Origin of the sequence: Micromonospora sp. NBRC 107095 (genome assembly GCF_030269705.1) — a bacterium.
Classification (GTDB): Bacteria; Actinomycetota; Actinomycetes; order Mycobacteriales; family Micromonosporaceae; genus Micromonospora; species Micromonospora parva.
In genome coordinates this window covers 1,220,109-1,245,717 of record NZ_BSTU01000001.1, presented here as the reverse complement: position 1 = coordinate 1,245,717, position 25,609 = coordinate 1,220,109, and the positions used below count along the sequence as shown (strand labels likewise).

Sequence of the window (25,609 nt, the reverse complement as noted above, 5' to 3'; positions counted from 1 at the left end):
CATGGACCCGGTCCACCAGGACTTCTTCGAGGGCGGTGCCGGGCGGGAACGCACAGTGGCCGCCAACGAGCGGGCCTTCGAGCGGCGGTGGATCGTGCCACGGGTGCTACGGGCGACCGGCGAGCGGGACCTGCGCACCACGCTGGCCGGTACCCCGCTGGCCGCCCCGGTCCTGGTCGCTCCGACGGCCTTCCACCGGCTCGCGCACCCCGATGGCGAGGTGGCCACCGCGCGGGGAGCCGCGGCGGCCGGTACGACGATGGTGGTCAGCATGGCCGCCACCCAGCCGGTCGAGGAGATCGCGGCAGCGGGCGGAACGCTGTGGTTCCAGCTGTATTTGCAGCCCGACCTCGACTTCACCCGGTACGTGGTCACGCGCGCCGAGTCGGCGGGCTGCCGGGCGCTCGTGGTGACAGTGGACTCTCCGGTGTTCGGGCGGCGCGAGCGTGACCTGCGCAACGGCTTCATCGATCTGCCGTCCGGCTACACCTGCGAGAACATGCGCGACGAGACAGGCCGGGTGCGCCCGATCGCGATGGACGCGACAGCCGGGTGGGATCGGATCGCGTGGCTGCACGGTGTCACGGGTCTTCCGATCCTGCTCAAGGGCATCCTGCATCCGGCGGATGCCTGCCTCGCTGTCGAGCACGGCGCGGCCGGCGTGATCGTGTCCAACCACGGTGGACGGCAGCTCGACGGGGCGATCCCCACCCTCGACGCGCTGCCCGCAGTCGTGGCAGCCGTGAACGGGCAGCTCCCGGTGCTGCTCGACGGGGGTGTGCGCGGCGGCACCGACGTGGTGATCGCGCTGGCGCTCGGGGCGCGGGCGGTGCTGGTGGGGCGGCCGGTGGTGCGGGCGCTCGCGGCGGGCGGGACGGTGGGCGTACGGGAGGTTCTCGAACGACTCACCACGGAGCTGGATCAGGCCCTCGCCCTGGCCGGGGCGCGGCGACCGGCCGATCTGACGCCCGATCAGGTGGTGACCCGGTGAAGGCAGTGGTCGCCCTCCGGGAGTGGATTTTCGAGCGGGTCAACGGAAGCGAGGGCATCGCCGTCCCCGGGCCGCTGGTGCCCCCGGAGGACTTCGAGCGGGTCTACAGCGATCCGGCCGCCGACGGGCGCAGCCGTGGGGCCGGCCTGTCGGATCTCTTCTGGTACTGGCTCGCACCCGGTCCGCAGATGCATCAGGAGCACCTGGAGCCCGGCGAGCGGTACCGGACGGTCGCGCGGACGACCCGTCGGGTGCTCGCCGTCGCCCACGCGCGCTCCGACGAGTTGGCGACGGCCGCGACCCGGCGGATCCTCGACACGCTCCCGACCGACCGGATCAGTCACGTGCGGCTACGGGACCTGATGATGCCGATCTGGGCCGAGGTCTCGTACGAGCTGGTGTTCGGTGCACAGTGCCCGCGCGACGTCCGGGACCTCATCGCGGCCAACGCGGACGACGTGGTCACCGCGCTGAAGGGGATGAGTCTGCGGCACATGTCCCGGCGGGATCGCCTGACGCGCTACCTGCTGGACCGGATCGACGCGGGAACCTGCGCGGTCGTGCTGCCGCCGCCCTTCACCGCCCTGGAGACCGCCTGGTACCTGCAGGGCGCGTTCTTCAACACGGCAGTGGTGCAGATGTCGGAGGCGATGGCGCACATCCTGCTGTGCTCCGGTGGCGTCACGGACACGTCGGACGGTTCTCTCGACCGGATCATCGACGAGACCCTCCGGGTGTACCCGTTGTTCGGTATCGCGCACCGGATCACCTCGGGACCCATCGCCGTGGGCGATCACGTCCTCCCCACCGGGTCGGTGCTGCTCTTCAACTATCTGGCGTATCAGCGCACCGGCCCGGCGGCGGACGACGAGTTCGACCCGGACCGCTGGTTGTCGGTGCGCCGGCAGGACGCGCATTTCATCCCGTACGGCGTCACCGCCAACCGGGCCTGCCCGGCGCGTGGCTCGGCCCCCGTCCAACTGCGTGCGGCGACCCGGGAGGTGCTGCGGCGCTTCTCGGTCAGCTCGTCGGCAGCGCACACCCGTTCGCTGCCGAGCCGCGGTCCGGCGTACCTGACGCCCCGGGGCCTCCCCGGTCCCGGCCGCCACCGGCTCGCCCTCATGCGGCAGCGCGACCGGCTCTTCGACGTGGGGCGGTCGGTCACGCAGCTCGTCTGTGGCACCTGGATGGTCGTCGACGCCCGGCGGCAGAAGTTGTGCACCCGATTCTTCGAGGAGGCAGGCCAGTGACCCCCACCGAACTCGCCCCGCGGTTCTTCATCGCGGTCGCGGTCATTCTGCTCTTCTGCAAGCTGGTCTCCTGGCTCCTCGGCAAGGCGGGGCAGCCTCCCGTGGTGAGCGAGATGCTCGCCGGGGTGCTGCTCGGCCCGTCGCTGCTCGGCCTGTTGTGGCCGGGCGCGCAGGCCGCGCTCTTCCCCGCGCCGCTGCTGCCGATCCTGTACGTGGTCGGGCAGGTGGGCCTGGTGCTGTTCATGTTCCAGGCGGGGTACGCCTTCACCTCGCATCGGGTGACCAGGCTCGCGGGCACGGCGGGGGCGGTGTCGCTCGCGGGTGTGACGGTTCCGCTGGTGCTGGGGGTCCTGCTGGTGCTGGGGATGGCGGGCTTCGTCCCGATCCGCGCCGACGGGGTGTCGCTCGGCGTGTCAGCGGCATTCGTGGGTGTGGCGCTGGCGATCACGGCCTTCCCCATGCTCGCCCGGATCATCACCGAGCGCGGCCTCGCCGGCACCCGCTTCGGGCTGCTCGCCCTGGCCAGCGGCGCGATCGACGACGCTGTCGCGTGGATCATGCTGGCCGTGGTGCTGGCGTTCGCCTCGGGCGCCGCCGGCCCAGCCCTGGTGACCGCGGGTGGCGCGGTGCTGTTCGCGGTCGCGCTGTGGCTGGGTGGGCGGCGGGTCACCGGGTACGTCATGGGGCTGCCGGGTGACCGCGCGCGGCTGCTGGGCACCGTGGCGCTGCTCTTCCTGGTCGCCTGGTACACCGACGAGATCGGGCTCTACGCGGTCTTCGGTGCCTTCGCGGTCGGCGTGGTGATGCCGCACTCCGCGCGGACCGACAAGGTGGTCGACACGCTGACACCGATCGCGGCGACGGTGTTCCTGCCGCTGTTCTTCACCTTCTCCGGGTTGCGCACCGAGTTCGCGCTGCTGGGCAACCCGGCCGTGCTCGGCTTCGCCGTCGCGTGCGTGGCGGTGGCGATCGTCGGGAAGTTTGGTGCCTGCTGGGGTGCGGCCCGGGTGATGGGCGAGCCGAACCCGGTCGCGTTGCGCATCGGCGCCCTGATGAACGCCCGGGGCCTGATGCAGCTGATCGCGCTGAACGTGGGACTGGAGGCGGGCGTGGTGAACTCGTCGCTGTTCACCGTGCTGGTGCTGGTCGCGCTCGTCACGACACTCATGACGACGCCGCTGCTCAGCTGGATCGAGCGGCGCGAGGCGCGCGCTGCCGCCTCCAACCGGCCGCTGGTGACCGCCGGCACCCCGTAGATTTATTGTTTGAGAAGACAAGTTTCGCAACACATAGAGCATTATCTATGTCACCATCCTTGTATGACTCGACTCCTGCTCGTCGAGGACGACTCAGAGCTACGTGGCATGGTGGCGGAGACCCTGACCGACGAGGGATACGTCGTCGACCAGGCCCCCGACGGCCAGCGCGGTCTCCACCTGGGGCTCACCCGGCCGTACGACGTGATGGTGATCGACCGGCTGCTGCCCGCCCTCGACGGGCTGGACCTGGTCGTCCGGCTGCGCTCCCGCGCGGTTGTCGCCCGGGCGCTGCTGCTGACCGCCCTCGGCACCGTCCCCGACCGGATAGCCGGCCTCGACGCGGGCGCTGACGACTACCTGACGAAACCCTTCGACCTGGATGAGTTGAGCGCCCGCATCCGCGCCCTCTGCCGCCGGACCTCCGAGCCGACCGAGGTGCTGCGGCTCGGGCCGGGCCAGCTCGACCTCTCCGTACGCGACGCCGTCCTGCCCGACGGCACCCGGATCGCCCTGTCCGCACGCGAGTTCGAGCTGCTGCGGGTCCTCGCGACCCGACCGCACACCGTTCACTCCCGAACCGAGCTGCGCAGTCGGGTCTTCGACGAGGCGGCCGCGGCGTCCCTGGTCGACACGTACGTCTACTACCTGCGACGCAAGCTCGGCCGCTCGGTGATCCGGACCGTGCACGGCCTCGGCTATCGGCTGGGAACGCTGTGAGCTTCGAGGACAGCATGCTGCGCCGGGCCCGGGTGCGGGTCAGCCTCCTCGTCGGACTCACCATCACGGCGCTGCTCGCCCTGGGCGCCGCCATCTCCTATGCGACACTTCTGCACAGCCAGCACGAGCAGATCGAACGAGAGCTCACCTACGGCGCGGTCCACGGCACCATCGACGGTCCGCCGGGCTGCAACTGGATCATCCTGTACGACGGCGACACCATCGACTCGGGCCGGAACCCTCCACCTGCGGGCTTCCCACTGCGGTCCGCCATCGACGCGGTGGCCCTCGACCGTCAGGTCCGCAGCGACAGGGTCGACCGCAACGGCACCACCTATTACGTTCGCACCCAGCCCCGGGGCACCGGTGTCGTGCAAGCGGTGTTCGACGCGCGCTTCCAGGTCTCCGACCGGCATCACCTGCTCGCCGCCTTCCTCCTCGCCGCGATCGTCGGCCTCGCCGCGGCGGCGCTCACGGGCCTCGCCGTGGGCCGGCGAGCCGTGGCGCCACTCGCCGAGGCGCTCGGCCGGCAACGCCGCTTCGTCGCCGACGCCAGCCACGAACTGCGGACCCCCATCGCCCAGGTCCACACCCGCGCCCAGATCCTGGCCCGCCGCGCCGGCGCCGACCGCGCCGACTACGACCGCCTGATCGAGACCACGGGCCGCCTCGGCGAGATCGTCGACGAGCTCCTGCTCTCCGCCCGCCTCGCCGCCACCCCTGCCGACCAGAGCCCCTCCGAGCCCGTCAACCTGACCCTCCTCACCGCCCGGGCCGTCGACTGCGAGGCCGACCGCGCCGCCGAGCAGGGCGTCCAACTGCACCTGACCGTTCCGCACACCCCGGTCCTCGTGCCCGGCATCGCCTCGGCCCTGCGCCGCGTGGTCGGCGAGCTGCTCGCCAACGCCCTCGCCCACACCCCGGCCGGCGGCCGCATCGACGTCACAGTGCGCACCTCCCGCCGCAGCGCGGACCTGGTGGTCACGGACAGCGGAGCCGGCTTCGACCCCGCGGACGTGAAACACCTCTTCGACCGTTTCCACCGTGGCGCCGGTGCCAAGGACCGGCGCTTCGGTCTGGGCCTGGCCCTGCTACGCGAGGTGGTGACAAGCCACGGCGGGACGATCTCCACCGACAGCCGGCCCGGCGCCGGGGCGACCTTCACCGTCCGCCTACCCACGATTCCTTCCCGGGTCGCTGCGGCGAGTGCGCCCCCAGCCACGTGACTCCTGCGAAATGGGCCAGCACAGCGCATCGACTAGGGTCGTCGGGGAGACCGCCTCTGAGAGGAGAAGCCCATGTTCGTCCTGGAGCTGTCGTTCGGTGACCAACCCGACCGGCTCGCCGCTCGGCCCGCGCACCGGGAACGTCTCCAGGCCCTGCACCGGGCGGGCAAAGTGGTGATGGCCGGGCCGTTCCCCGACGACTCCGGCGCACTGCTGATCTTCGACGTCCCGGACGCCGAGTCGTTCGCCGCGATCATCGCCGAGGACCCCTATTACCGCACTCCCGGCGTGACGATCGCCGGCCAGCGGGAGTGGTCGCCGATCATTCGCTGAGTGTGCGAGAAAGCAGAGCGCCAAAAAAATCAGCGGCCTAGCGGATGATCTCCGACTAAGCCGCTGATCTGCGGTGCAACAAGGTGGAGCCGAGGGGACTCGAACCCCTGACCCCCACACTGCCAGTGTGGTGCGCTACCAGCTGCGCCACGGCCCCTTGCTGTTGTCCCGGTCGCCCGGGCACTGGGAAACTATACACAGACCCGCTCGCATGGTCATCTCGCGGGGTCCCCCCGCCGAGCCGGGTCAGTTGAGCGCCACGTCCGGCGGGAAGTGCGCGACGGCAGCCATCATCCCGCCCTGCCGGCGCAACACCATCGGCCACAGGTCGTCGGGCCGGTCGACGAAGGCGTCCCCGGGCAGACCGTCCAGCACGAACCAGGACCCGTCGGCGATCTCCTGCTCCAACTGGCCGCTGCCCCAGCCGGAGTAGCCGGCAAAGACCCGGATGCCGCCGATGCTCTCCCGCAGCCGCTCCGGGTCGACCGAGAGGTCGATCGTGCCGACCGCCCCGGATACCTGGTGGAAGCCCTTCAGCCGGCGCATCGGGTGGCGCATCCGGGCGAGGCAGATCGCCGAGTCGGGCTGCACCGGGCCACCCTCGAAGAGCACCGCCGGGTGGCGGGCCAGGTCGCTCCAGTCGCCGAGCACGTCGGCCACCGGCACCTCGGTGGCCCGGTTCAGCACCACGCCGAGCGCGCCGCCCGGCTCGTGGGCGACGAGCAGCACCACCGTACGGTCGAAGTTGGGGTCCTTGAGCGCCGGAGTCGCGACCAGAAGCCGCCCGGTCATCGACTCCATCGCTCGTCCGCCGATCGCCTGGCCCTCTCCCTGCATGCCAATCACCCGTCAACCGTGAGCCCGGCCCGGGGACCGGTCATCGACCGAATCCGCCCGGCGCATCGGGTTCCGCCGCGCTGTCAACGCCATGCCTGGCACCATAGCCTGCGTGCTGGGTGCTGGCTAAGGTCTGACCGGCGGGTGATCAGACAGTTGACACGAACTGCCGACGCACCAGTTGGCAGACGTCCCGGTGATCGACCCTTCCAGAGCACCGACCGCCGAGAAAAGCCCGAAAGGTCCGTCACATCCCGATAGATTCGGCTGATCGGGAGGGCGATCGCGGTTGTCCCTGCCCGCGACACGGAGGCGGGTGGCGATGGCAACTGTCCGGGACGCGACGTACGACGTGCTCCGCACCCTCGGCCTGACCACCGTCTTCGGCAACCCCGGCTCCACCGAGGAACCGTTCCTTCAGGACTTCCCGACCGACTTCCACTACGTCCACGCACTGCACGAGGCGACGGCCGTGGCGATGGCCGACGGTTACGCCCAAGCCGCCGGAGTGCCCGCCCACGTCAACCTGCACACCGCCCCCGGCACCGGCAACGGCATGGGCAACCTGGTCACCGCCTGGCACAACAAGACCCCGCTGATCGTCACCGCCGGTCAACAGACACGGGAGATGCTGCTCCTCGAACCCCGGCTGGCCAACCGCCGGCCCACCGAACTCCCGCAGCCGTACGTGAAGTGGGCCTACGAGCCGGCGCGGGCGCAGGACATCCCGGCGGCGATGCTGCGGGCGTACGCGACCGCGGTGCAGCCACCGGCCGGGCCGGTCTTCCTCTCCCTACCGATGGACGACTGGGCCCAGCCGGCCGACCCGCCGCCCGCGCCGCGAACGGTGGCCACCCGGTTCGCACCGGACCCGCAGCGGCTGGCGGAGTTCGTCACGGTGCTGGCCGGCAGCCGCAACCCGGCGCTCGTGTACGGGCCCGGGGTGGACCGCTCGGCGAACTGGTCGGCTGGTGTGGCGCTGGCGGAGCGGCTCGCCGCGCCGGTCTGGTCGGCCCCCGCCACCGAGCGGGCCGTCTTCCCCGAAGACCACCCGCACTTCCGTGGCGTGCTGCCGTACGCGATCGGTCCCCTCGCCGAGGCGCTGCGCGGACACGACACGGTGCTGGTCGTCGGCGCCCCGGTCTTCCGCTACTACCCGTACGTACCGGGCGGGCACCTGCCCGACGGCGCCCGCCTGCTGCACGTCACTGACGACCCGGACGAGGCCGCCCGAGCCCCGGTCGGTGACAGTCTGCTCAGTGACCCGGGGCTGGCCCTGGACGCGCTGGTCGAACGGGTGCCGCCGAGTGACCGGCCGGCGCCCGCACGACGGGACACACCACCACCGCCCGAGGTCGGCACCCCACTGAGCGCCGACGCCCTGTTCGCCGCGCTGGCCGCGCACTGGCCGACCGACGCCGTGCTGGTGCAGGAGTCACCATCCAACCTGTCCGCGCTGCGCCGTCAGCTGCGGATCACCCGCCCGGCGTCGTACTTCACCATGGCCAGTGGCGGACTCGGCTACGGGCTGCCGGCGGCGATCGGCGTCGCCCTGGCCGAGCGGGACAGCGGGCGCGGTCGCCCGGTGGTGGCGGTGGTCGGCGACGGCTCGTTCCACTACTCGGTGCAGGCGCTGTGGACGGCCGCGCGCCTGGCACTGCCCGTCGTGGTCGTCGTCCCGGTCAACCAGCAGTACGCCATCCTCAAGGCGTTCGCCGAGTTGAAGCACACTCCCGGGGTGCCCGGCCTGGACCTGCCGGGTCTGGACATCGTCGCGATCGCGGCCGGCTACGGCTGCGCCACGGAGGTGGTGGAGAGCCCCGATCAGCTCGGCGCGGCGCTCGCCGCCGGGCTGGGCGCCGACCGTCCCACTGTGTTGCCGGTGCCGATCAGCACGGACGTGCCCAGCATCCTCTGAACCGGGTCCCGTTCAGCGCGATGCGATCGACAGTGGGGCGCCGGTGGAGACGTCCAGCACCGGCCGGGTGCCCAGCGGCGTCGCGAGGGTGACGGTGACGGGCTCCAGTTTCAGCAGTGCGATGCATTCGCCGGTGGCCCGGGTGACGCGGCCACCGACCACCACAGCATCCGGCCGTTCCCACACCAACGGGGTGATCCCGGTGTCGCACGCGCCGACGCCGAGCCGCACTGTCAACCGGGTGTCGTCGACGGCCGCCAGGTCCTGGGCCGCCACCAACCCGTCCGGCAGAGGGCTGGCCGGCACGGTGGGCTCGGGAACCTTGGTGACCGCGGTGGGCGCGACGGCAAGCCGGGCCACCCGGGCGGTCAGCTCCTCGATGGTGAACAGCCAGGCCGGGACCTGCGCCACACCGCGGCTCGTACGGACCGGCACGGTGTCGAACGTGACAGCGGTGACGGTGAGCGGGAGGCAGGCGGTCTGCGTGCTGCTCGTCACCCACCCGTCCGGACCTGGTTCGACGGTGGGGCCGCCGGGGGTGGGCCGACCGGGCTGCTTCGGCCGTCCCGGGCAGGGCTGCGGGTCACCCGTGTCGAGCTGCCGGTACGCCTCGGCGGCGCTGACCAACGGCAGCGTCAGCCGTCCGTCCGGGAACCTGATCTCGCCACCGACCCGGGTGGGCGGGATTCCGACCTCCGCCCGGTACCACCCGGCCCGGAAGGCCGCCTCGGTGTCGGGGCTGAAGCCCGGGTCGCCGATGAGTAGGGTCGGCCCCTCCAACGGCACGTAGCCGGTGCGCCAGTCGGGGCCCGGCCGCCACGCCTCGGCGACCTGAGCGGCCCGTTGGTCGAACGCTTCGGCTTCGCGGGTCGGGCCGGGCGGGGCGTCGGCCGGACCGGCGTCGGTCGCGGCGCAGCCCGCCGTGAGCAGCAATGGGAGTACGAGCAGCACTGCGAGTCGACGCATGTGCGGTTCGACGCGCCCGCCGACCGGCTGGTTCCCTCAGGTCTCGCCGCCCAGGTCCGTCTGGTACGCCTCCCAGAGCAGGTCGGCGCCGCGCCGCCGATGCCGGGCCAGCTTCCGCAGCAGGTGCCCGACCCGGTGCCGCAGCTCGTCGGGGTGCGCCTCGGGCCGTTCGGCGATCTGCTGCGCCGCCAGGATCGCGGCGACGATCGCCGCGTGCTCCCGGGTCAGCAGCCGCACGCCGTGGTCCAGTCGCGGCGACTGGGTGAGCAACTCCCGGTAGAGGCCGCTGGGACCCTCGGTGGCCCGGACGTGCTCGGCGAAACCCTGGCGCACCGGACGCAGCCGAAGGAGAACGGCTTCGCGCCAGCGCGGCTCGGTGCTGGCGACCGCGACGGCCCGGCCGAGGGCGTGCACGTCACCGGCGAGGCCGGCGGGGCGCGGCTCACCGGGTAGGCCGAGGGGAGGTGGATCGGCGGGGTGCCCCACCGGATGCGCGACGCGCGGTCGGGCGACGAGTGACGGCTGCTGGATCGGACCGGTGACCATGGCACCTCCCGCGCGGCGCTGCTACCTCATACCGCGATGGTGAGGCTGCCCGGCCCGCCCTGTCCAGGGCCCCGGATCGTCTCATCTGCCGCGTTGGACCCACTGACCCCACCAGCCGCACTGGTATCGCTTCCGTGCCCCGTACACCCGGTCTGTCAGCCGTGCCGGGGGCGGACACAACGAAGCGCCCCGGCCGTGGGCCGGGGCGCTTCGTTCGAGGTGGTGGAGGTGCCGGGAATCGAACCCGGGTCCTTCGCCGGTTTGTCAGGGCTTCTCCGAGCGCAGCTCGCTGTGCCTCTACTCGGCCCCACCGCTCACGCGAGCAAGTTGGTGTGACGGGCCCAGTCGCTGATTAATCTCGCCGCACGGACCCCGCGACCGGGTCCGATTGGCCAGCCTCCTAGCTGATGCCGGCTACTGGGACGAAGGCGTTCCCAGGCCGACAGACTTAGCTACTCGCCTCAGGCGGCGAGAGCGAAGTCAGCGCGATTTTGCTTGGCGCTTATAAGTTTCCGACGACCGATTTTCGAGACGACGTCGGCTTCCTCGGCTCGCTTCCCCTGTCGCTGCGTACGAAGTCGAAACCAGTCACCCCCTCGACAGGCCGCCGATGTGGCGGCACTGACAAGACTAACGCCTGGCGCAACAGCTTTCATCCCGAGCCCCGGGCCGGCGCACCGACCCGGACAAAAAGGATGAACTAGTCGTCCATCCCCTTGCCTCGCCGACCCGACACCCGGGCGATCTCCCGGTCCGCGTCGCGCTTGGCGAGGTCCTGACGCTTGTCGTACGACTTCTTACCCTTGGCCAGAGCGATCTCGACCTTGGCCCAGCCGTCCGAGAAGTAGACCTGCAACGGGACGATGGTGAAACCACCCTCGCGGGTCTTGCCGACGAGCTTGTCGATCTCGCCCCGGTTCAGCAGCAGTTTGCGGGTACGCCGGGGCTCATGGTTGGTCCAGGTGCCCTGGGTGTACTCCGGAATGTGCATCGCGTGCAGGTACAACTCACCGTCACGTTCCTGCGCGAACGCGTCGACGAGCGACGCACGCCCGGCCCGCAACGACTTGACCTCGGTGCCGGTCAGCGCCATGCCCGCCTCGTACGTGTCGAGGACCGCGTAGTCGTGGCGCGCCTTCTTGTTGGAGGCGACCACCTTGCGCCCCTTTTCCCGTGGCATCGGTGCCACCTCCTCTCCCTCGTCCGCGGCCGGTTCACCCCGGCCGGACAATCGATCATGCTACCCGAATGAGGCTTATTCGGGCGGTCCTCGCGATGGCGCGACCTGGCCGACGGCCAGAGCCCGAATAAGCCTCATCCACAAGGACCCTCCCGCGCCAGTTATTTCCGGCTGCGGGAGGGTCCTCGGGAGACCACGGGACGACCCGTACGGTGCCTAGACCCGCAGGTAGAAGCGCAGGGTGATCCAGGCGGTGGCGGCGCTGACCAGACCGCCGACGCCAGCCATCAGCGGGAAGATGAACAGGATGTCGCCCCAGGTGATCGGCGAGAGCAGACCCTGCAACGCGCTCAACGACCCGTCGAAGAGCAGATACTTCGCCGCGACCAGGGCCACCAGACCGAGCAGTGAACCGATCAGGCCGGCCACCACGGCCTCCAGCACGAACGGCGCCTGGATGAACCAGTTGGACGCGCCGACCAGCTTCATGACCGCCACCTCACGCCGCTTGCTGTACGCGGCCACCTGAATGGTGTTCGCGACGAGCAGGAGGGCGGCGATCGCCATCACGATGGCGGCGGCCAGGGCGATGTTCTGGATCGAGGTGAGGATGTTGAAGATCTTGTCGAGCAGTCGACTCTGGTCGATGATCTCCTCGACACCCTCAGTGTCCTTGTACTGGTCGTAGACGCTCTTGTACTGCTCCGGATTGTTCAGTGTGAGCCGGAACGACTCGGGCAGTTGGTCGGGCTTGACCGCGTTCACCAGGTCCGGCGCGTCCTGGTACATCGACTTGAAGCGCTCGTACGCCTGGGCCTTGTCGACGTAGATGACCTCCTTGACCAGGGGGTCACCGTCGAGCTTGGTCTGCAGGTCGGTGCGCTGCTGCTCGGTAACCTCCTGCTTCATGAAGATCGAGACCTGGATGTTCTTGTAGTAGAGGTCCTTCATGTCGTCGACCTGGCGGTACATGAGACCGCTGGCGCCGAGCATGGTCAGCGAGACCGCCATCGTGATGATCATCGCGATGGACATGGTCACGTTGCGCCACAGTCCGACCAGTACCTCGGACAGGACGTATTTCACGCGCATCGGGATTTCCTCCGGGTCTCCGGCATGAGGTGTTCGTCGTCAGGCTGCGCAGGGGTGGAGCGCCGGCTCACCCGTAGACGCCGCGGGCCTGGTCACGCACGATGCGACCGCTCTCAATCTCAACGACGCGGCGGCGCATCTGGTTCACGATGTTGGAGTCGTGGGTGACCATCACGACGGTCGTGCCGGTGCGATTGATCCGGTCCAGCAGACGCATGATCTCGATCGAGGTGTCCGGGTCCAGGTTTCCGGTGGGCTCGTCCGCGAGAAGGATCAGCGGACGGTTCACGAACGCCCGGGCGACGGCGACCCGCTGCTGCTCACCACCGGAGAGCTCGTGCGGGTAGCGGTGCTCCTTGCCACCGAGCCCGACCAGCTCCAGCACCTCCGGCACGACGCGGCGGGCAACCGCCTTCGTCTTGCCGATCACCTCGAGAGCGAACGCCACGTTCTCGTAGGCGGTGCGGTTCGGCAGCAGCCGGAAGTCCTGGAAGACACAGCCGATCGAGCGCCGGAAGTGGGGTCGCTTCCAGGACCGCATCGACGTGACGTCCTTGCCGTTCACGACGACGCGCCCCTTGTTGGGGGCCACCTCGTGCAGCAGCATCTTGATGATCGTGGACTTGCCGGAGCCGGATGGACCGATGAAGAAGACGAACTCGCCCTTCTCGATCGAGACGGACACGTTGTCGAGCGAAGGCCGGGACGCCTTCGGGTACGTCTTCGTCACTTGCTCAAGCTGAATCACGGGTGGTGAGTCTACGCGGTGTAACAACTGAGCCAAGCCCCACGCCCCGCCGATCCGGCACGAGTCGTCGAATCAGGCTCCTACCTGGAGATCGACGACGCGCTCCGCCCGCGCACCGTCACGCACCGTCGCCAGCGAGCTGCCGCTGCTTACGCCAACGGATGCCCGCCTCGATGAAACCGTCCAACTCGCCATCGAAGACCGCGCTCGGATTGCCGGTCTCCTGCTCAGTTCGGAGATCCTTCACCATCTGATAGGGGTGCAGGACGTACGAGCGCATCTGGTCGCCCCACGAGCCCGCCGCGTTCTCCTTGAGCCCTTCGAGCTTGGCCTGCTCCTCCTGGCGCTTGCGCTCCAGCAGCCGAGCCTGGAGCACCCGCAGCGCGGAGGCCTTGTTCTGCAGCTGGGACTTCTCGTTCTGGCAGGTCACCACGATGCCGGTCGGGATGTGCGTCAGCCGCACCGCCGAGTCGGTGGTGTTGACGCTCTGCCCACCCGGGCCGGAGGAGCGGTAGACGTCGACGCGTACCTCGTTCTCCGGGATGTCGATGTGGTCGGTCTGCTCGGTGACCGGCAGGACCTCGACCCCCGCGAAGCTGGTCTGCCGACGCCCCTGGTTGTCGAACGGGCTGATCCGGACCAGCCGGTGCGTGCCCGACTCGACACTGAGCGTGCCGTACGCGTACGGCACCTTGACCGCGAAGGTGGCCGACTTCAGACCCGCCTCCTCGGCGTACGAGGTCTCGTAGACCTCGGTCGGGTAGCCGTGCCGCTCCGCCCACCGCAGGTACATCCGCAGCAGCATCTCGGCGAAGTCCGCGGCGTCCACGCCACCGGCGCCGGCCCGGATGGCGACGAGCGCCTCCCGGGAGTCGTACTCGCCGGAGAGCAGGGTGCGGACCTCCATCTCCTGGATGGCCTTGGTCAGCCCGGTGATCTCCGACTCGACCTCGGTCAACACGCCCGGGTCGGACTCGGCCTCGGCCAGCTCCAGCAGCACCTGGGCGTCGTCGAGCTGGGAGCGCAGGCTGCCCAGCTTGCTGATCTCGCCGTTGACGTACGACAGCTGCGAGGTCACCTGCTGGGCCTTGGCCTGGTCGTCCCACAGGTCGGGGGCGGACGCCTCCTGCTCAAGGCGGGCCTTGTCCTCGTGGAGCCGGTCGAGGTTGAGGACGGCCTCGATGTTTCGCAGGGTCGCGTCGAGTTCCTTGAGCTGTTCGGCGTAATCGGCAGCGGTCACGACAGACAAGCGTACTGCGCGGGCGAGGGGTGAGCTTGCGAGCCCCGCGGAGCAGCGCCAAATCGGCGGTGCATCCCCTGGCGCGCGGCAGCCTGTTGCCGGTGCGCGAACCCGCCGATCGTCACCCGACGGGGGCGGACTTCAGCCACGAGAGGGCAGCCCGGTGGTAGGCGACCGCGAACTCCAGCGCGCTGGCGTCGTACGTCTCGCCGTCCCGTTTGGCGTTCTTCACCTGCTCCCGCACCTGGGCGAGGGCCTCGGTGTGGTATTCGTTGGCCGAGGCGTACAGACTCTTCAGCTGGCTGGCGGAGTGCAGGTTGCCGAAGGCCATCCGCAGCGCTATCGGGTTGCGGATGGTGTCCCGCCCCGGGTTCTCCGCGAGCCAGCGGGAAAACGTCCGTTTTCCGCTGGCGGTCAGCGCGTACGGCTGGCTCATCCGCGGGCCCGGCTTGCCGAGCCGCACAAAACCCCGCTCAGCCAGCACCGGCAACTCGCGGTACACCTGACTGCGGGTCATCGACCAGTACGGCGCCAGACGGCGCTCAGCGGCGGCCATCAACTGGCCGCCTGTCATCGGGCCCTCGTGGAGGAGGCCGAGCAGGGCCGCCGCCGTAGGGTTGACTCCGGAATCCGCCATGCCCACTACGCTGCCACTTTGCGCACCCGGCGTCCAGGATTTGCCGGTTTGCCACCCAACAGGACTTCCTAAGTGCACTGTCGGCGGCAGACTGTCCGTTGAGGACTATCGATGGATTGGGCATTCCGGGCGTCCGCCGGCGGCGCTCAGGCACGCCGCCGGCGGGTCGTCGCCGGTCAGCCCATGTGGGGGTACGTGTGGTCGGTCGGCGGCACGAAGGTCTCCTTGATCGTCCGCGGGGAGACCCAGCGGACCAGGTTCAGCCAGGAGCCGGCCTTGTCGTTGGTGCCGCTGGCGCGGGCGCCACCGAAGGGCTGCTGCCCGACGACCGCGCCGGTCGGCTTGTCGTTGATGTAGAAGTTGCCGGCCGCGTAGCGCATGCGCTCGCCGACCGACTCGACGACCCGCCGGTCGGTGGCGAACACCGAGCCGGTCAGCGCGTACGGGGCGATCGACTCGGCCTGCGCCACCACCTCGTCGAAACGGGCGTCGTCGAACACGTGCACGCCCAGGATCGGCCCGAAGTACTCGGTGGTGAAGGTCTCGTGGGCGGCGTCGCCGCACTCGAAGAGCGTCGGGCGCACGAAGTAGCCGACCGAGTCGTCGGCGGTGCCACCGGCAAGCACCCGGCAGCTGTCGTCACCGGCGATCAGCTCCAGCGCGGCGGTGTGCCGGGCGAACGCCTTGTCGTCGATCACGGCGCCGCCGAAGTTGCCGAAGTCGGCCACGTCGCCGTAGGTCAACGACTCGGCGGTGGCGGCCAGCCGGTCCCGCAGCCCACCGTCCCAGATCGAGCGCGGCACGTACGCCCGCGACGCCGCCGAGCACTTCTGGCCCTGGTACTCGTACGCGCCACGGATCAGCGCGGTGTGCAGAGCGTCCACGTCGGCGCTGGTGTGCGCGACGACGAAGTCCTTACCGCCGGTCTCGCCGACCAGGCGCGGGTAGCCCCGGTAACGGGCGATGTTGTCGCCCACGGTTCGCCACAACTGCTGGAAGACCTTCGTCGAGCCGGTGAAGTGGATGCCGGCCAGATCCGGGTCGGCGAGCACGACGTCGGAGACCTCCTCGCCCCGGCCGGTGACCATGTTGATCACACCGGGCGGCAGGCCGGCCGCCTCGAACAGCCGCATGGTGAAGTGCGCGGCGAACTGCTGGGTCGGGCCCGGCTTCCAGACCACCGTGTTGCCCAGCAGGGCCGGCGCCGACGGCAGGTTGCCGGCGATGGCGGTGAAGTTGAACGGGGTGACCGCGTAGACGAAGCCCTCCAGCGGGCGGTGGTCGAAGCGGTTCCAGACGCCGGGCGAGGACGCCGGCTGCTCCTCCATCAGGCGACGCGCGAAGTGCACGTTGAACCGCAGGAAGTCGATGAACTCGCACGCCGAGTCGATCTCCGCCTGGATCGCGGTCTTCGACTGGCCGAGCATGGTGGCGGCGTTGAGGGTGTCGCGCCACGGACCGGCGAGCAGCTCGGCGGCGCGCAGGAAGATCGCGGCGCGCTCCTCGAAGGGCAGCGCCCGCCACATCGGCGCGGCATCCTTCGCCGCCTTCACGGCGGTGCGGGCGTCATCGTGGGTGGCGTGCGCTGTCACACCCAACACGTGGGCGTGCTTGTGCGGCTGCACCACGTTGATCGGGTCACCGCCGGCCATCCGCTGCTCACCGCCGATGGTCATCGGCAGGTCGATGCGCTCGGCGGCGAGCTCGGTCAGCCGCCGCTGGAGCCGGTCCCGGTCGGGGCTGCCCGGCTCGTAGTTGCGAACCGGCTCGTTGCGCGGCTCGGGTACGGAGAACACGGCATCCATCAGGGCTCCTGGCGATCTCGACAGCAGTGGCGAAACCGGACCCGCGGGCGCCGACCGGACGGCCGGACACCGGACGCCGCACGAGAGGCCGAGCAGCGGCGGGACCTCCCGTGATTCTCCCACGACGGGCCACGCGACCCACCTCGGCCACCGCCCTGCGCCAAGGACCGCCCCGCCCCTCTCCCCCTTACCGACCGGCCTCGATCCGTCCCGCTGTCCCGGGGCGACAGGCAGCCCAGCGGGCCCGCGTACCCTGAATGGTCGGTGACCTGCCGCCTCGAAGGGGAGACGATGACCAAGCAGCCCGGCCGCCCCCCGGCCGCCGAGTCGGACGAGCCGGCGGCCAACGCGGGCACTCGGCCGCTGCCCGCGCCCGGCGCCACAGTGCTCGCGCTGCTGGCGCTCGGGTGGCTGGCCGCCATGCTCTGGTCCACCCGGGAGGCCATCACCTCGGCGGCGGCCGGGGTCACCGCGATCAGCCTCTCCGCGTTCGCCCTGCCCGGCGTGATCTCGGCCGCGCTGGTGGCCGGGGCCGGCGTCGCGCTGGCCGGTGGCAACCTGCTGGCCCGCCGGTACGGTGACTGGGCCACCCTGCGCTTCGCCGGCGCGATCGGCGGCGGAATGCTGGTCGGGCTCGCCGCCGCGGTGGCCATCAACCTCACCTACTTCGACACGTCCACCACCAACGTGATCGCCGGCACCACGGCGGCGGCGGCGATCATCGGGGGCGCGCTGGCCGCCGCGCGGACCGCCCCGGCAATCGGTGCCGTGGTCACCGCCGCGCTGGGCACGCTGATCTTCGTGGTCGCGTTCAGCCGCGCCCGCGACCCGCTGTTCGACCTCTTCGGCGCGGGCGACAGCCAGGAATCGTTGATCAGCGCGGCCAAGTGGGTGTCCCGCACCGAATCGCTCGTCGCCGGGATCCTGGCCGGCCTCCTGGCCTTCGGCTACCTGACCTGGGCACGGCGTCGAGCCGTCCGCCGCGATCCCGACGCCCCGGCGCTGCGCTGGCCCGCGTACCTGATCGCCGGCGCCGGACCGGGTCTCCTCCTGCTGCTCGCCGAGGTGATCATCCGGGTCGGCGGCCGGTCGCTGCTCGACCTCGCCAGCGCGCTCAGTGAGGCGGACGCGGTGGCGCAGACCTCACTCGGCACCTCCCGGGTGGACAACGGCATCTGGGTGCTGTTCGTGGGGGCGCTGACCGCGCTCATCGCGTTCGGCCGCACGCTCAGCCCCGCCCATGCCGACGACGACGAACCAGCCGACAGCCCAAGCCCGGTCGCGGACCAGGCCGACCCCGCGGACGACAAGCCGGGCTACGCCAAGGCGTACGACGCGGACCCGACCGAGACCTCCGACGACGCTCAGGCGGTCGACGCGGACCCGGCAAAGGCGGACCCGGCTCGCTGACCCCCGCCGCAGGCCGGTGTCCAGCGATCGTCGGACGCTGGCCGGCGTCCGGCGATCCCGGCCGGCGTCCGGCGGCACCGCCTCGCGCCCGTAGTCGGGCGGCGTCGCCTCGTGCCCGGCGTCGGGCGGCTCCGGCCGGATGTCCCGCTCAGGTGGCGGCGCGGAGCAGTTGGTCCAGCTCCGTCACGTCGTACCACTCCAGCTCGTGATCCTCGGCGCCGTCGACGGTGAACTGGGCGTCGGGGTCACCAGCCGCCGCCTCGGCCACCACGTCGGCCGCCGCGCCGATCTCCTCGACCGCGTCCGCGCCGTCCACGTGGATGGCCGCCACCGCGCCCACCGGCACGGCACCGGTCAACTCCACAGTGCTGGAGCCCAACTCACCGTCGCCACTCCCGATCGCCCCCGACGGCAGGTCGACCGAGACGACGACGCGACGACGGGGCGCGCTCGGGTCGGCCCGCAGCAGGTGCAGGGCGTCCTGGGCAGCCCGGGTGAACGCGACGTACTCCAACTCCTCCTCGTCGCCCTCCACGTACCACTCGCGAAGCGCCGGGGTCACCGCGTGCGCCTGGTCGGCGGCGAGCCCCTCCTCACGCAGCCGAGCCAGCATCGGTACGGTCGCCGGCACGTACACCCGGACAAGCTCGTCGGTCACCGGTCGTCTCCCCGCGTCGTCCTCCACCGGCGGCCGCCGGCACGGGCGCAGATCATGCCGCACGCCGTGACCGTCATACACCTCGCCTCCGGCCGGAGGAAGCTCCCGCCCGGGTGTGTCTCGCGCTGCCGGTCGGACGCCGGACCGGACCGGTGCTGGGCGACCAGCGTTGTCGGTGGCAAACTGAGCCAAACGACATCAACAACGGGAGTTCCTGTGGAGCCGAGGTTCCTGCTGCTCTCCGACGTGGCTGCCGAGCTCAACGTGTCGGATTCGCAGGTCTACCACATGGTGCGCAGCGGCGAACTGCCGGCGATCAAGATCGGCGGGCGCGGCCAGTGGCGCGTCGAGCGCGCGCGCCTGGAAGAGTACATAGCGCGCAAATACGACGAAACCGCAGACTGGGTGCAGAGCAACCCGCTGATCGACCGGGACCCGGAGTAGCGACCAGCCCATCCGGTCGGCCTGCCACCCGCCAGCCTGCCTGACTGCCGGCCCGACCACGTCACGCACAGCCCTCCTGCCTGCCCGGCCGTGAGCCGTCGGGCCGCTGACCTGCCTTGATCCACTCGGCTTTACGGAAGTCGGGGCATCTAGGCCGCCGCGATACCGCGCTATCAAGAATCTCGAGTGGATCAAGGCCCTTTGTCGGGCGCGGGTACCGGGGAGCCATTGACCGAGGCAGTTGTCTCGCTCACAATCGAACTTGTCGGAGGCAAACGAAGGCAAACGCAAGATCAAAGGGGGCCATGATGAGCGGAGCACGACCCGGTCCTTCCCGACCAGCCGTGCGGCTGCGCCCCGTCCCGCCCTTCGATCCGCCGTACGTCGACGAGACCGACGGGGCGTACTGGCCAGCACCGACCGACGGGCAGCTCGCCCTCGACCTGTTCGCCTCCACCCGACCCCTCCCCGTCCGGCCGCCGGAACGCCGAACAGCGCTGCGCCCGGTGCCCAACCGACCCACCACCCATCCCGTCGCGTCACTACCGCCGGCGGCCGCTCCGGAGACCACCCGAGCCGCACACCGCTTCGTCGGCACCTGCGTGGAGGTGGTCAACGGCTACCGTTCGCCGAACCAGGTGCGAGCGCTGCTCGACCCGGCCCGAGCAGCCGACCTGCTGACCGAACTCGGTCGCGCATCAGGCCGCGCCGGGACAGCCCGCCGTCGCACCGGCCGACCACTGGTTCGGCTGCTACGCCTGCGAGTCTGCGAGCCACGGGAGACCGCGGTGGAGGCGGCAGCCGTCCTCACCGGCGCGGGCGGCCGAAGTTGGGCGATGGCAGTGCGCCTGGAGCACCGTCGTGGCCGCTGGCTCTGCACCGCCCTACACGTGCTCTGACCACACTCGCGGCCCAATCGGTCACCCTGTCACGCCTAGAGCGTGTCCTGCCGATCTTGTAACGGTTGATCGTTGACGATGTGCCTGTGGTGCGTCGTGGTGAGTTGACCGACGAGGCGTGGGTGATGATCGCCCCGCTGCTACCGGAGCCGGGCAGCAGTCGGGGGCGGTGGCGGGATCACCGTCAGGTCATCAACGGGATTCTGTGGAAGCTGCGCACCGGCGCGCCGTGGCGGGACCTGCCGGAACGCTTCGGGCCGTGGAAGACGTGCCACGAACGGCTGCGCCAGTGGGCGGCGGATGGGACGTGGGATCGGGTTCTGGCCGCGGCGCAGGTGCATGACGACGGGGCACCGGTGCAGTGGACGATCAGCGTGGACTCGTCGATCGTGCGGGCGCACCAGCATGCCGCTGGCGCCCGCAAAAAGGGGGCTCCCCCACAAGTTCGGCGACGCCTGGTGCGCAGAATGGCGAGGCCATCGGCCGATCCCGAGGCGGGCTGAGCACGAAGATCCACCTTGCCGTCGACGGACGCGGACGACCGTTGTCGATTCTGCTCAATCCCGGTCAGGCCGGCGACAACCCACAGCTGCTGGCCCTGCTCGACGCGATCGCCGTGAACGAGCCTGGACCCGGGCGGCCTCGCAAGCGCCCCGATGTGCTGATCGCGGACAAGGGTTACGCGCACGACTCGACCCGGCGGGCGTTGCGGCAGCGCGGGATCCGGCATGTCATTCCGGAGCGCTCGGATCAGGTCGCCCGCCGGGCGGCCAAGGGCAGTGCCGGCGGGCGGCCACCGGCCTTCGACAAGGTGATCTACAAGAAGCGCAACGTCGTGGAACGCTGCTTCAATCGCCTCAAGCAGTGGCGTGACCTGGCCACCCGCTACGCCAAACGCGCATCCCTCTACCGATCCAGCCTCGTCCTCATCGCTACCATCATCTGGCTTTCATGATCGACAGGCCAAGCCCTCGTCGCGGTCGAAGGTGACGCTGACGGGAGAGACTGTTCGTCGGTTACTGTTCGCGCATGGCAGCGCCCCCGGTCGACCGCGCCCTGTTGGACTTCGCGATCGAAATCGCCGAGCGCGCTGGCAACCTCGCCACCGAGCGGTTCTTCGCCGCCGACTTCGTGACGTCCACAAAGCCGGATGGAACATATGTCACCAACGTCGACCTCGCCGTCGAGGCGTTCATCCGTCGGGAACTGTCGCGGCGGTTCCCGGCCGACGGGGCCTACGGCGAGGAGGCCGGGGAAACGGCCGGCACGTCACGACGTCGCTGGATCATCGACCCGATCGACGGGACCACCTACTTCGCACACCACATCCCCCTCTTCGGCACCAACCTCGCGCTCGAGGACGAGCACGGACCGGCCCTGGCTGTCATCAACGAACCGGTCGGCCGGCAGTTGATCCACGCCGGTCGAGGACTCGGTTGTCGGATTCGCTCCGGGGGCGTCGACCGGAGGCCCCTGCTGAGGGAGGCAGGCGACCTCGCAACCGCTCGCGTGCAGTTGGTCAATCCCGATGGGTGGCCGGCCGACGTGCTCCTCACTCTGCACCGACACACCGCGATCACCGGGTACCTCGGGGGCGTCGGCGGACTGCTCTCCGGGGCACTCGACGCGATCGTGATCGCCGGCTCGGAGATGGGGTACGAGGATCTGGCGCCGATGCCTGTAATCCTCGAAGAGGCCGGCGGCCGGGTGACCGACCTTCGCGGCGGACCGGTACTTACCGGCCCCGGAACAGCGCTGATCAGCACCGGTCACCACCATGACGCCCTGCTGGACCTGCTCGCACCGGTTCTGCCGCACTAGGTCTTGGACAGCCGCCCGGGCTTCGCCTCGCATCGACATGATCGACAGGACAGGCCCTAGGCCGGCTCCAATCCGAGCCCGGGCCGGGCCAGGCCACGCCGGGCCGGGCCACGCCGGGCCGGGCCACGCCGGGCCGGGCCACGCCGGGCCGGGCCACGCCGGGCCGGGCCGAGCCGAGCCGGGCCGAGCCGAGCCAAGTCGGCCAGCGCGGGCCGGGCTGAGCCACGCCGGCCAGCGCGGGCCGGGCTGGGCCGGGCAGCCCGGGCCGGGCTGGGCCAAGCCGGACCGGGCCAGGACCAGGCCAGGGCCAGGCCAGGACCAGGGCTAGGGCCAGGACCAGGGCTGAAGCCGAGTGATCCACTCCGGTTTCAGGAAGTTGGGTTGTCCGGCTGTCGGTGATGGCCCGGTTTTCTGAAAGGCGAGGTGATCACGGTGTGCGGGTGCGTGTAACCCGAGGAGGGCCGCCCAGGCAGGTGGTTTGGCGGGCGGGCGTTGCTGGCAGACACCGACGGGCCCCGGCCTGGTCGGCCGGGACCCGTCGGTCAGGAACTGTCGGTGCGGACGCTGTCGGTGCGGACGCTGTCGGTGCGGACGCTGTCGGTCAGTTGCCGCCGTTGGGGGCACCGTGGCAGCGCTTGTACTTGCGGCCCGAGCCACACGGGCACGGCGCGTTGCGGGACGGGCCGTTGCTCGCCTCCGCCTGGTTGGGTGCCGTCCGCCGGGCGGCGGCCGACGGAACAGCCGGGCCACGCAGCCCGGATGCCGGCCGCTGCGGAGCGGACGGCGCGCTCTGCCCCGGTGCCGCCGGGGCACCCGGAGCCGGTCGGCCAACGCCGAGCGCCGGAGCCTGCTGCTCGGCCTGCTCCACGGCGACCGCACCGGGGCTGGCCTCACCGTCGATGGTGGGCGCGGAGTATTGCAGGCCCTGCCGCCGCGGTGCCTGGTTGAGGCCCTTGGCCCGGATCTCGACCGGCTTGTCGAGCAGCGTGACCTCGTCGGCTCCCGCCTCCGGCTCCGGTTCGGTGACCTGGACCTCGATGTTGTAGAGGAAACCGACGGTCTCCTCCTTGATGCCCTCCATCATCGTGGCGAACATGTCGAAGCCCTCGCGCTGGTATTCCACCACCGGGTCGCGCTGGGCGTACGCGCGGAGGTTGATGCCCTCCTGGAGGTAGTCCATCTCGTAGAGGTGCTCGCGCCACTTGCGGTCGATGACCTGGAGCAGCACCATCCGTTCGAGTTGGCGAACGCCCTCGGTGCCGAGCTGCTCCTCACGCCGGTCGTACGCGGCGTTGGCGTCCTCTTTGAGGCGGGCGACCAGGAAGTCGGCGTCCATGCCGGCCCGAGAGCCGCCGGTCTCCTCCTCCAGCTCCTCGATCGTCACGCCGACCGGGTAGAGCTGCTTGAGGCTGGACCAGAGCTGCTCAAGGTCCCAGTCTTCGCCGTAGCCCTCGGAGGTGGCACCCCGCACGTACGCCTCGACGGTGTCGTCGATCATGTTGCGGACCTGGTCGGAGAGGTCTTCACCGTTGAGCACCCGGAGCCGCTCGGCGTAGACGACCTGGCGCTGCTTGTTGAGCACCTCGTCGTACTTGAGCACGTTCTTGCGGATCTCGGCGTTCTGGCCCTCGATCTGGGCCTGGGCGCTCTTGATCTGCCGGGTGACCATCTTCGACTCGATGGGCACGTCCTCCGGGATGTTGAAGCGCTCCATCACCGCCTCGACGGCCCCGGCCCGGAAGCGGCGCATCAGCTCGTCCTGCAGCGACAGGTAGAAACGGGACTCGCCCGGGTCGCCCTGCCGGCCGGCGCGACCGCGCAGCTGGTTGTCGATCCGCCGGGACTCGTGCCGTTCGGTGCCCAGCACGTAGAGGCCACCGGCGGCGGCGACCTCCTCCGCCTCGGCGTCGCAGGCCTGCTTCCACTTGGGAAGGACCTCCTCCATCGCCTTGGCGTACTCTTCCTCGTTCTCCAGCGGGTCGAGGCCGCGCTGGCGCAGCTCGTTGGCGGCGAGGAACTCGGCGTTGCCGCCGAGCAGGATGTCGGTGCCGCGACCGGCCATGTTGGTCGCCACGGTGACAGCGCCCTTACGCCCTGCCTGGGCGACGATCTCGGCCTCCCGCGCGTGGAACTTGGCGTTCAGCACGTTGTGCGGGATGCCCCGGCGGCGCAGGAGCTGGGAGAGGATCTCGGAGTTTTCCACCGAGACGGTGCCGACGAGCACCGGCTGGCCCATCTGGTGCCGCTCGGCGATGTCCTCGATGACGGCGTTGAACTTGGCCTTTTCCGTCTTGTAGATGACGTCCGGCCGGTCTTCGCGAACCATCGGGCGGTGGGTCGGGATCGTCACGACGCCGACCTTGTAGACCTTGTTGAACTCGCTCGCCTCGGTCTGGGCCGTACCGGTCATTCCGGACAGCTTCTCGTAGAGGCGGAAGTAGTTCTGGAGGGTGATGGTGGCCAGGGTCTGGTTCTCCTGCTTGATCTCCACCCCCTCCTTGGCCTCGATCGCCTGGTGCATGCCCTCGTTGTAGCGACGGCCGTGCAGGATGCGACCGGTGAACTCGTCGACGATCAGGACCTCACCGTCGCTGACGATGTAGTCCTTGTCGCGCTTGTAGAGCTCCTTGGCCTTGATCGCGTTGTTGAGGTAGCCGACCAGAGGGGTGTTCACCGACTCGTACAGGTTGTCGATGCCGAGCCGGTCCTCGACCTTGGCGACACCCCGCTCGGTCACCGCGATGGTGCGCTTGGAGTGGTCGACCTCGTAGTCGCCCTCGCCGTCGGTGCCGGGCTGGAGCCGGGCCACCACGCCGGCGAACTCGCCGTACCAGCGGGCGGAGTGCTCGGCCGGGCCAGAGATGATCAGCGGGGTGCGGGCCTCGTCGATCAGGATCGAGTCGACCTCGTCGACCACCGCGAAGTTGTGCCCGCGCTGCACCAGCTCGTCCTTCGACCACGCCATGTTGTCGCGCAGGTAGTCGAAGCCGAACTCGTTGTTGGTGCCGTAGGTGATGTCGCACTCGTAGGCGGCCTTGTGCTCGCTGGCCGGCCGGTTGGGCAGCACCACGCCGACGGTCAGCCCGAGGAACTCGTGCACCCGGCCCATCCACGCCGCGTCACGCTGGGCGAGGTAGTCGTTGACCGTGATGACGTGGACGCCCTTGCCGGAGAGCGCGTTGAGGTAGACGGCCATGACCGAGGTCAGCGTCTTACCCTCACCGGTCTTCATCTCGGCGATGTTGCCGAAGTGCAGCGCCGCGCCGCCCATCACCTGGACGTCGTACGGGCGCTGGCCCAGCACCCTGGCGGCCGCCTCGCGGGCCACCGCGAACGCCTCCGGCAGCAGATCATCGAGGGTTTCACCCTCCTCGAGCCGCTCTCGGAACTGCTCGGTCATGCCGGCCAGTTCCTCATCGGTGAGGTTGATGTAGTCGTCCTCGATCGAGCTGACGGCATTGGCGATCGCCTTGAGGCGGCGCACCATGCGGCCCTCGCCCGCGTTAAGGACCTTTTCCAGAATCGACACGGATCAACGCTCCCCTAGACAGTCTCGAACCATCGTAGGCGCTCCATCGGCGCGATGGTCACTGGTGGCGGTGCTCGACCCCGCGGAACCCGACATAACTCGC

Annotated in this window: 23 protein-coding genes, 1 tRNA gene and 1 other RNA gene; 12 read left to right on the top strand and 13 right to left on the bottom strand. The window is 70.2% G+C overall.

Going from position 1 to position 25,609, the window contains the following annotated elements:
- Position 1 precedes the first annotated feature (1 nt).
- The 6 genes from QSK15_RS05900 to QSK15_RS05875 all read left to right on the top strand — a co-directional run bounded on the left by QSK15_RS05900 (position 2) and on the right by QSK15_RS05875 (position 5,776).
- A complete protein-coding gene (locus QSK15_RS05900; RefSeq protein ID WP_285793233.1) occupies positions 2–991 on the top strand; it encodes an alpha-hydroxy acid oxidase in 990 nt (329 codons plus the stop codon).
- Complete coding sequence (locus tag QSK15_RS05895) at positions 988–2,241, top strand: cytochrome P450 (protein ID WP_285793232.1); 1,254 nt, start codon at positions 988–990, stop codon at positions 2,239–2,241. The genes QSK15_RS05900 and QSK15_RS05895 overlap by 4 nt, the downstream gene beginning before the upstream one ends.
- Positions 2,238–3,497 (top strand): cation:proton antiporter, encoded by a 1,260-nt coding sequence (locus tag QSK15_RS05890; RefSeq protein WP_285793231.1) that lies wholly within the window; start codon positions 2,238–2,240, stop codon positions 3,495–3,497. The genes QSK15_RS05895 and QSK15_RS05890 overlap by 4 nt, the downstream gene beginning before the upstream one ends.
- 63 nt (positions 3,498–3,560) lie before the next feature.
- Positions 3,561–4,217: a response regulator transcription factor gene (locus QSK15_RS05885; RefSeq protein ID WP_285793230.1), complete on the top strand. Its 657-nt coding sequence runs from the start codon at positions 3,561–3,563 to the stop codon at positions 4,215–4,217.
- Entirely contained in the window at positions 4,214–5,443 is a 1,230-nt protein-coding gene (locus QSK15_RS05880) for a sensor histidine kinase (protein ID WP_285793229.1), read from the top strand. Before QSK15_RS05885 ends, QSK15_RS05880 begins: the two co-directional genes overlap by 4 nt.
- A gap of 72 nt (positions 5,444–5,515) precedes the next feature.
- Positions 5,516–5,776, top strand: a complete 261-nt coding sequence (locus QSK15_RS05875; RefSeq protein WP_285793228.1) for a YciI family protein — start codon at positions 5,516–5,518, stop codon at positions 5,774–5,776.
- An 84-nt stretch (positions 5,777–5,860) separates the two neighbouring features.
- Here the strand turns inward: QSK15_RS05875 and QSK15_RS05870 are convergent.
- Positions 5,861–5,933 (bottom strand) — tRNA-Ala (locus QSK15_RS05870).
- Between the two features lie 89 nt (positions 5,934–6,022).
- Positions 6,023–6,613, bottom strand: a complete 591-nt coding sequence (locus QSK15_RS05865; protein ID WP_030331478.1) for a YqgE/AlgH family protein — start codon at positions 6,611–6,613, stop codon at positions 6,023–6,025.
- A 322-nt stretch (positions 6,614–6,935) separates the two neighbouring features.
- Here QSK15_RS05865 and mdlC point away from each other — a divergent pair, with 322 nt between their 5' ends.
- Complete coding sequence (mdlC, locus tag QSK15_RS05860) at positions 6,936–8,531, top strand: benzoylformate decarboxylase (RefSeq protein WP_285793227.1); 1,596 nt, start codon at positions 6,936–6,938, stop codon at positions 8,529–8,531.
- A gap of 12 nt (positions 8,532–8,543) precedes the next feature.
- On the opposite strand, the gene QSK15_RS05855 is transcribed toward mdlC, so the two are convergent.
- The 9 genes from QSK15_RS05855 to pruA all read right to left on the bottom strand — a co-directional run bounded on the left by QSK15_RS05855 (position 8,544) and on the right by pruA (position 16,745).
- Entirely contained in the window at positions 8,544–9,497 is a 954-nt protein-coding gene (locus QSK15_RS05855; protein WP_285793226.1) for a hypothetical protein, read from the bottom strand.
- A 36-nt stretch (positions 9,498–9,533) separates the two neighbouring features.
- Complete coding sequence (locus QSK15_RS05850) at positions 9,534–10,043, bottom strand: hypothetical protein (RefSeq protein WP_285793225.1); 510 nt, start codon at positions 10,041–10,043, stop codon at positions 9,534–9,536.
- A gap of 220 nt (positions 10,044–10,263) precedes the next feature.
- Positions 10,264–10,639, bottom strand: a transfer-messenger RNA (tmRNA) gene (gene ssrA / locus QSK15_RS05845).
- Between the two features lie 104 nt (positions 10,640–10,743).
- On the bottom strand, positions 10,744–11,223 hold the full coding sequence (smpB, locus tag QSK15_RS05840) for an SsrA-binding protein SmpB (protein WP_285793224.1): 480 nt from the start codon (positions 11,221–11,223) through the stop codon (positions 10,744–10,746).
- A 216-nt stretch (positions 11,224–11,439) separates the two neighbouring features.
- Positions 11,440–12,315, bottom strand: coding sequence for a permease-like cell division protein FtsX (gene ftsX / locus QSK15_RS05835; RefSeq protein ID WP_285793223.1), 876 nt, complete (start codon positions 12,313–12,315; stop codon positions 11,440–11,442).
- 67 nt (positions 12,316–12,382) lie between these two features.
- Positions 12,383–13,063, bottom strand: a complete 681-nt coding sequence (ftsE, locus tag QSK15_RS05830) for a cell division ATP-binding protein FtsE (protein ID WP_030331491.1) — start codon at positions 13,061–13,063, stop codon at positions 12,383–12,385.
- A 118-nt stretch (positions 13,064–13,181) separates the two neighbouring features.
- Positions 13,182–14,303, bottom strand: a complete 1,122-nt coding sequence (prfB, locus tag QSK15_RS05825) for a peptide chain release factor 2 (protein WP_279517056.1) — start codon at positions 14,301–14,303, stop codon at positions 13,182–13,184.
- A gap of 121 nt (positions 14,304–14,424) precedes the next feature.
- Positions 14,425–14,940: a PadR family transcriptional regulator gene (locus QSK15_RS05820; RefSeq protein ID WP_030331495.1), complete on the bottom strand. Its 516-nt coding sequence runs from the start codon at positions 14,938–14,940 to the stop codon at positions 14,425–14,427.
- A 176-nt stretch (positions 14,941–15,116) separates the two neighbouring features.
- Positions 15,117–16,745: an L-glutamate gamma-semialdehyde dehydrogenase gene (gene pruA / locus QSK15_RS05815; protein ID WP_285793222.1), complete on the bottom strand. Its 1,629-nt coding sequence runs from the start codon at positions 16,743–16,745 to the stop codon at positions 15,117–15,119.
- 291 nt (positions 16,746–17,036) lie between these two features.
- On the opposite strand from pruA, the gene QSK15_RS05810 reads away from it, so the two are divergent.
- Complete coding sequence (locus tag QSK15_RS05810; RefSeq protein WP_285793221.1) at positions 17,037–18,155, top strand: hypothetical protein; 1,119 nt, start codon at positions 17,037–17,039, stop codon at positions 18,153–18,155.
- A 148-nt stretch (positions 18,156–18,303) separates the two neighbouring features.
- On the opposite strand, the gene QSK15_RS05805 is transcribed toward QSK15_RS05810, so the two are convergent.
- A complete protein-coding gene (locus QSK15_RS05805) occupies positions 18,304–18,813 on the bottom strand; it encodes a DUF6912 family protein (protein WP_285793220.1) in 510 nt (169 codons plus the stop codon).
- Between the two features lie 216 nt (positions 18,814–19,029).
- On the opposite strand from QSK15_RS05805, the gene QSK15_RS05800 reads away from it, so the two are divergent.
- The 4 genes from QSK15_RS05800 (at position 19,030) to QSK15_RS05785 (ending at position 21,977) form a co-directional block, all read left to right on the top strand.
- On the top strand, positions 19,030–19,257 hold the full coding sequence (locus QSK15_RS05800; protein ID WP_112582381.1) for a helix-turn-helix domain-containing protein: 228 nt from the start codon (positions 19,030–19,032) through the stop codon (positions 19,255–19,257).
- Between the two features lie 305 nt (positions 19,258–19,562).
- Positions 19,563–20,156: an Rv3235 family protein gene (locus QSK15_RS05795; RefSeq protein ID WP_285793219.1), complete on the top strand. Its 594-nt coding sequence runs from the start codon at positions 19,563–19,565 to the stop codon at positions 20,154–20,156.
- 89 nt (positions 20,157–20,245) lie between these two features.
- Positions 20,246–21,111 (top strand): IS5 family transposase gene (locus QSK15_RS05790; protein WP_285794343.1). Its coding sequence is split into 2 segments (ribosomal slippage): positions 20,246–20,591 and positions 20,591–21,111, totalling 867 coding nucleotides; the frame shifts between segments, so codons are not numbered across the junction.
- A gap of 74 nt (positions 21,112–21,185) precedes the next feature.
- On the top strand, positions 21,186–21,977 hold the full coding sequence (locus QSK15_RS05785; protein ID WP_285793218.1) for an inositol monophosphatase family protein: 792 nt from the start codon (positions 21,186–21,188) through the stop codon (positions 21,975–21,977).
- Positions 21,978–22,578: 601 nt separating this feature from the next.
- On the opposite strand, the gene secA is transcribed toward QSK15_RS05785, so the two are convergent.
- Entirely contained in the window at positions 22,579–25,506 is a 2,928-nt protein-coding gene (gene secA / locus QSK15_RS05780) for a preprotein translocase subunit SecA (RefSeq protein ID WP_285793217.1), read from the bottom strand.
- Positions 25,507–25,609: the final 103 nt, after the last annotated feature.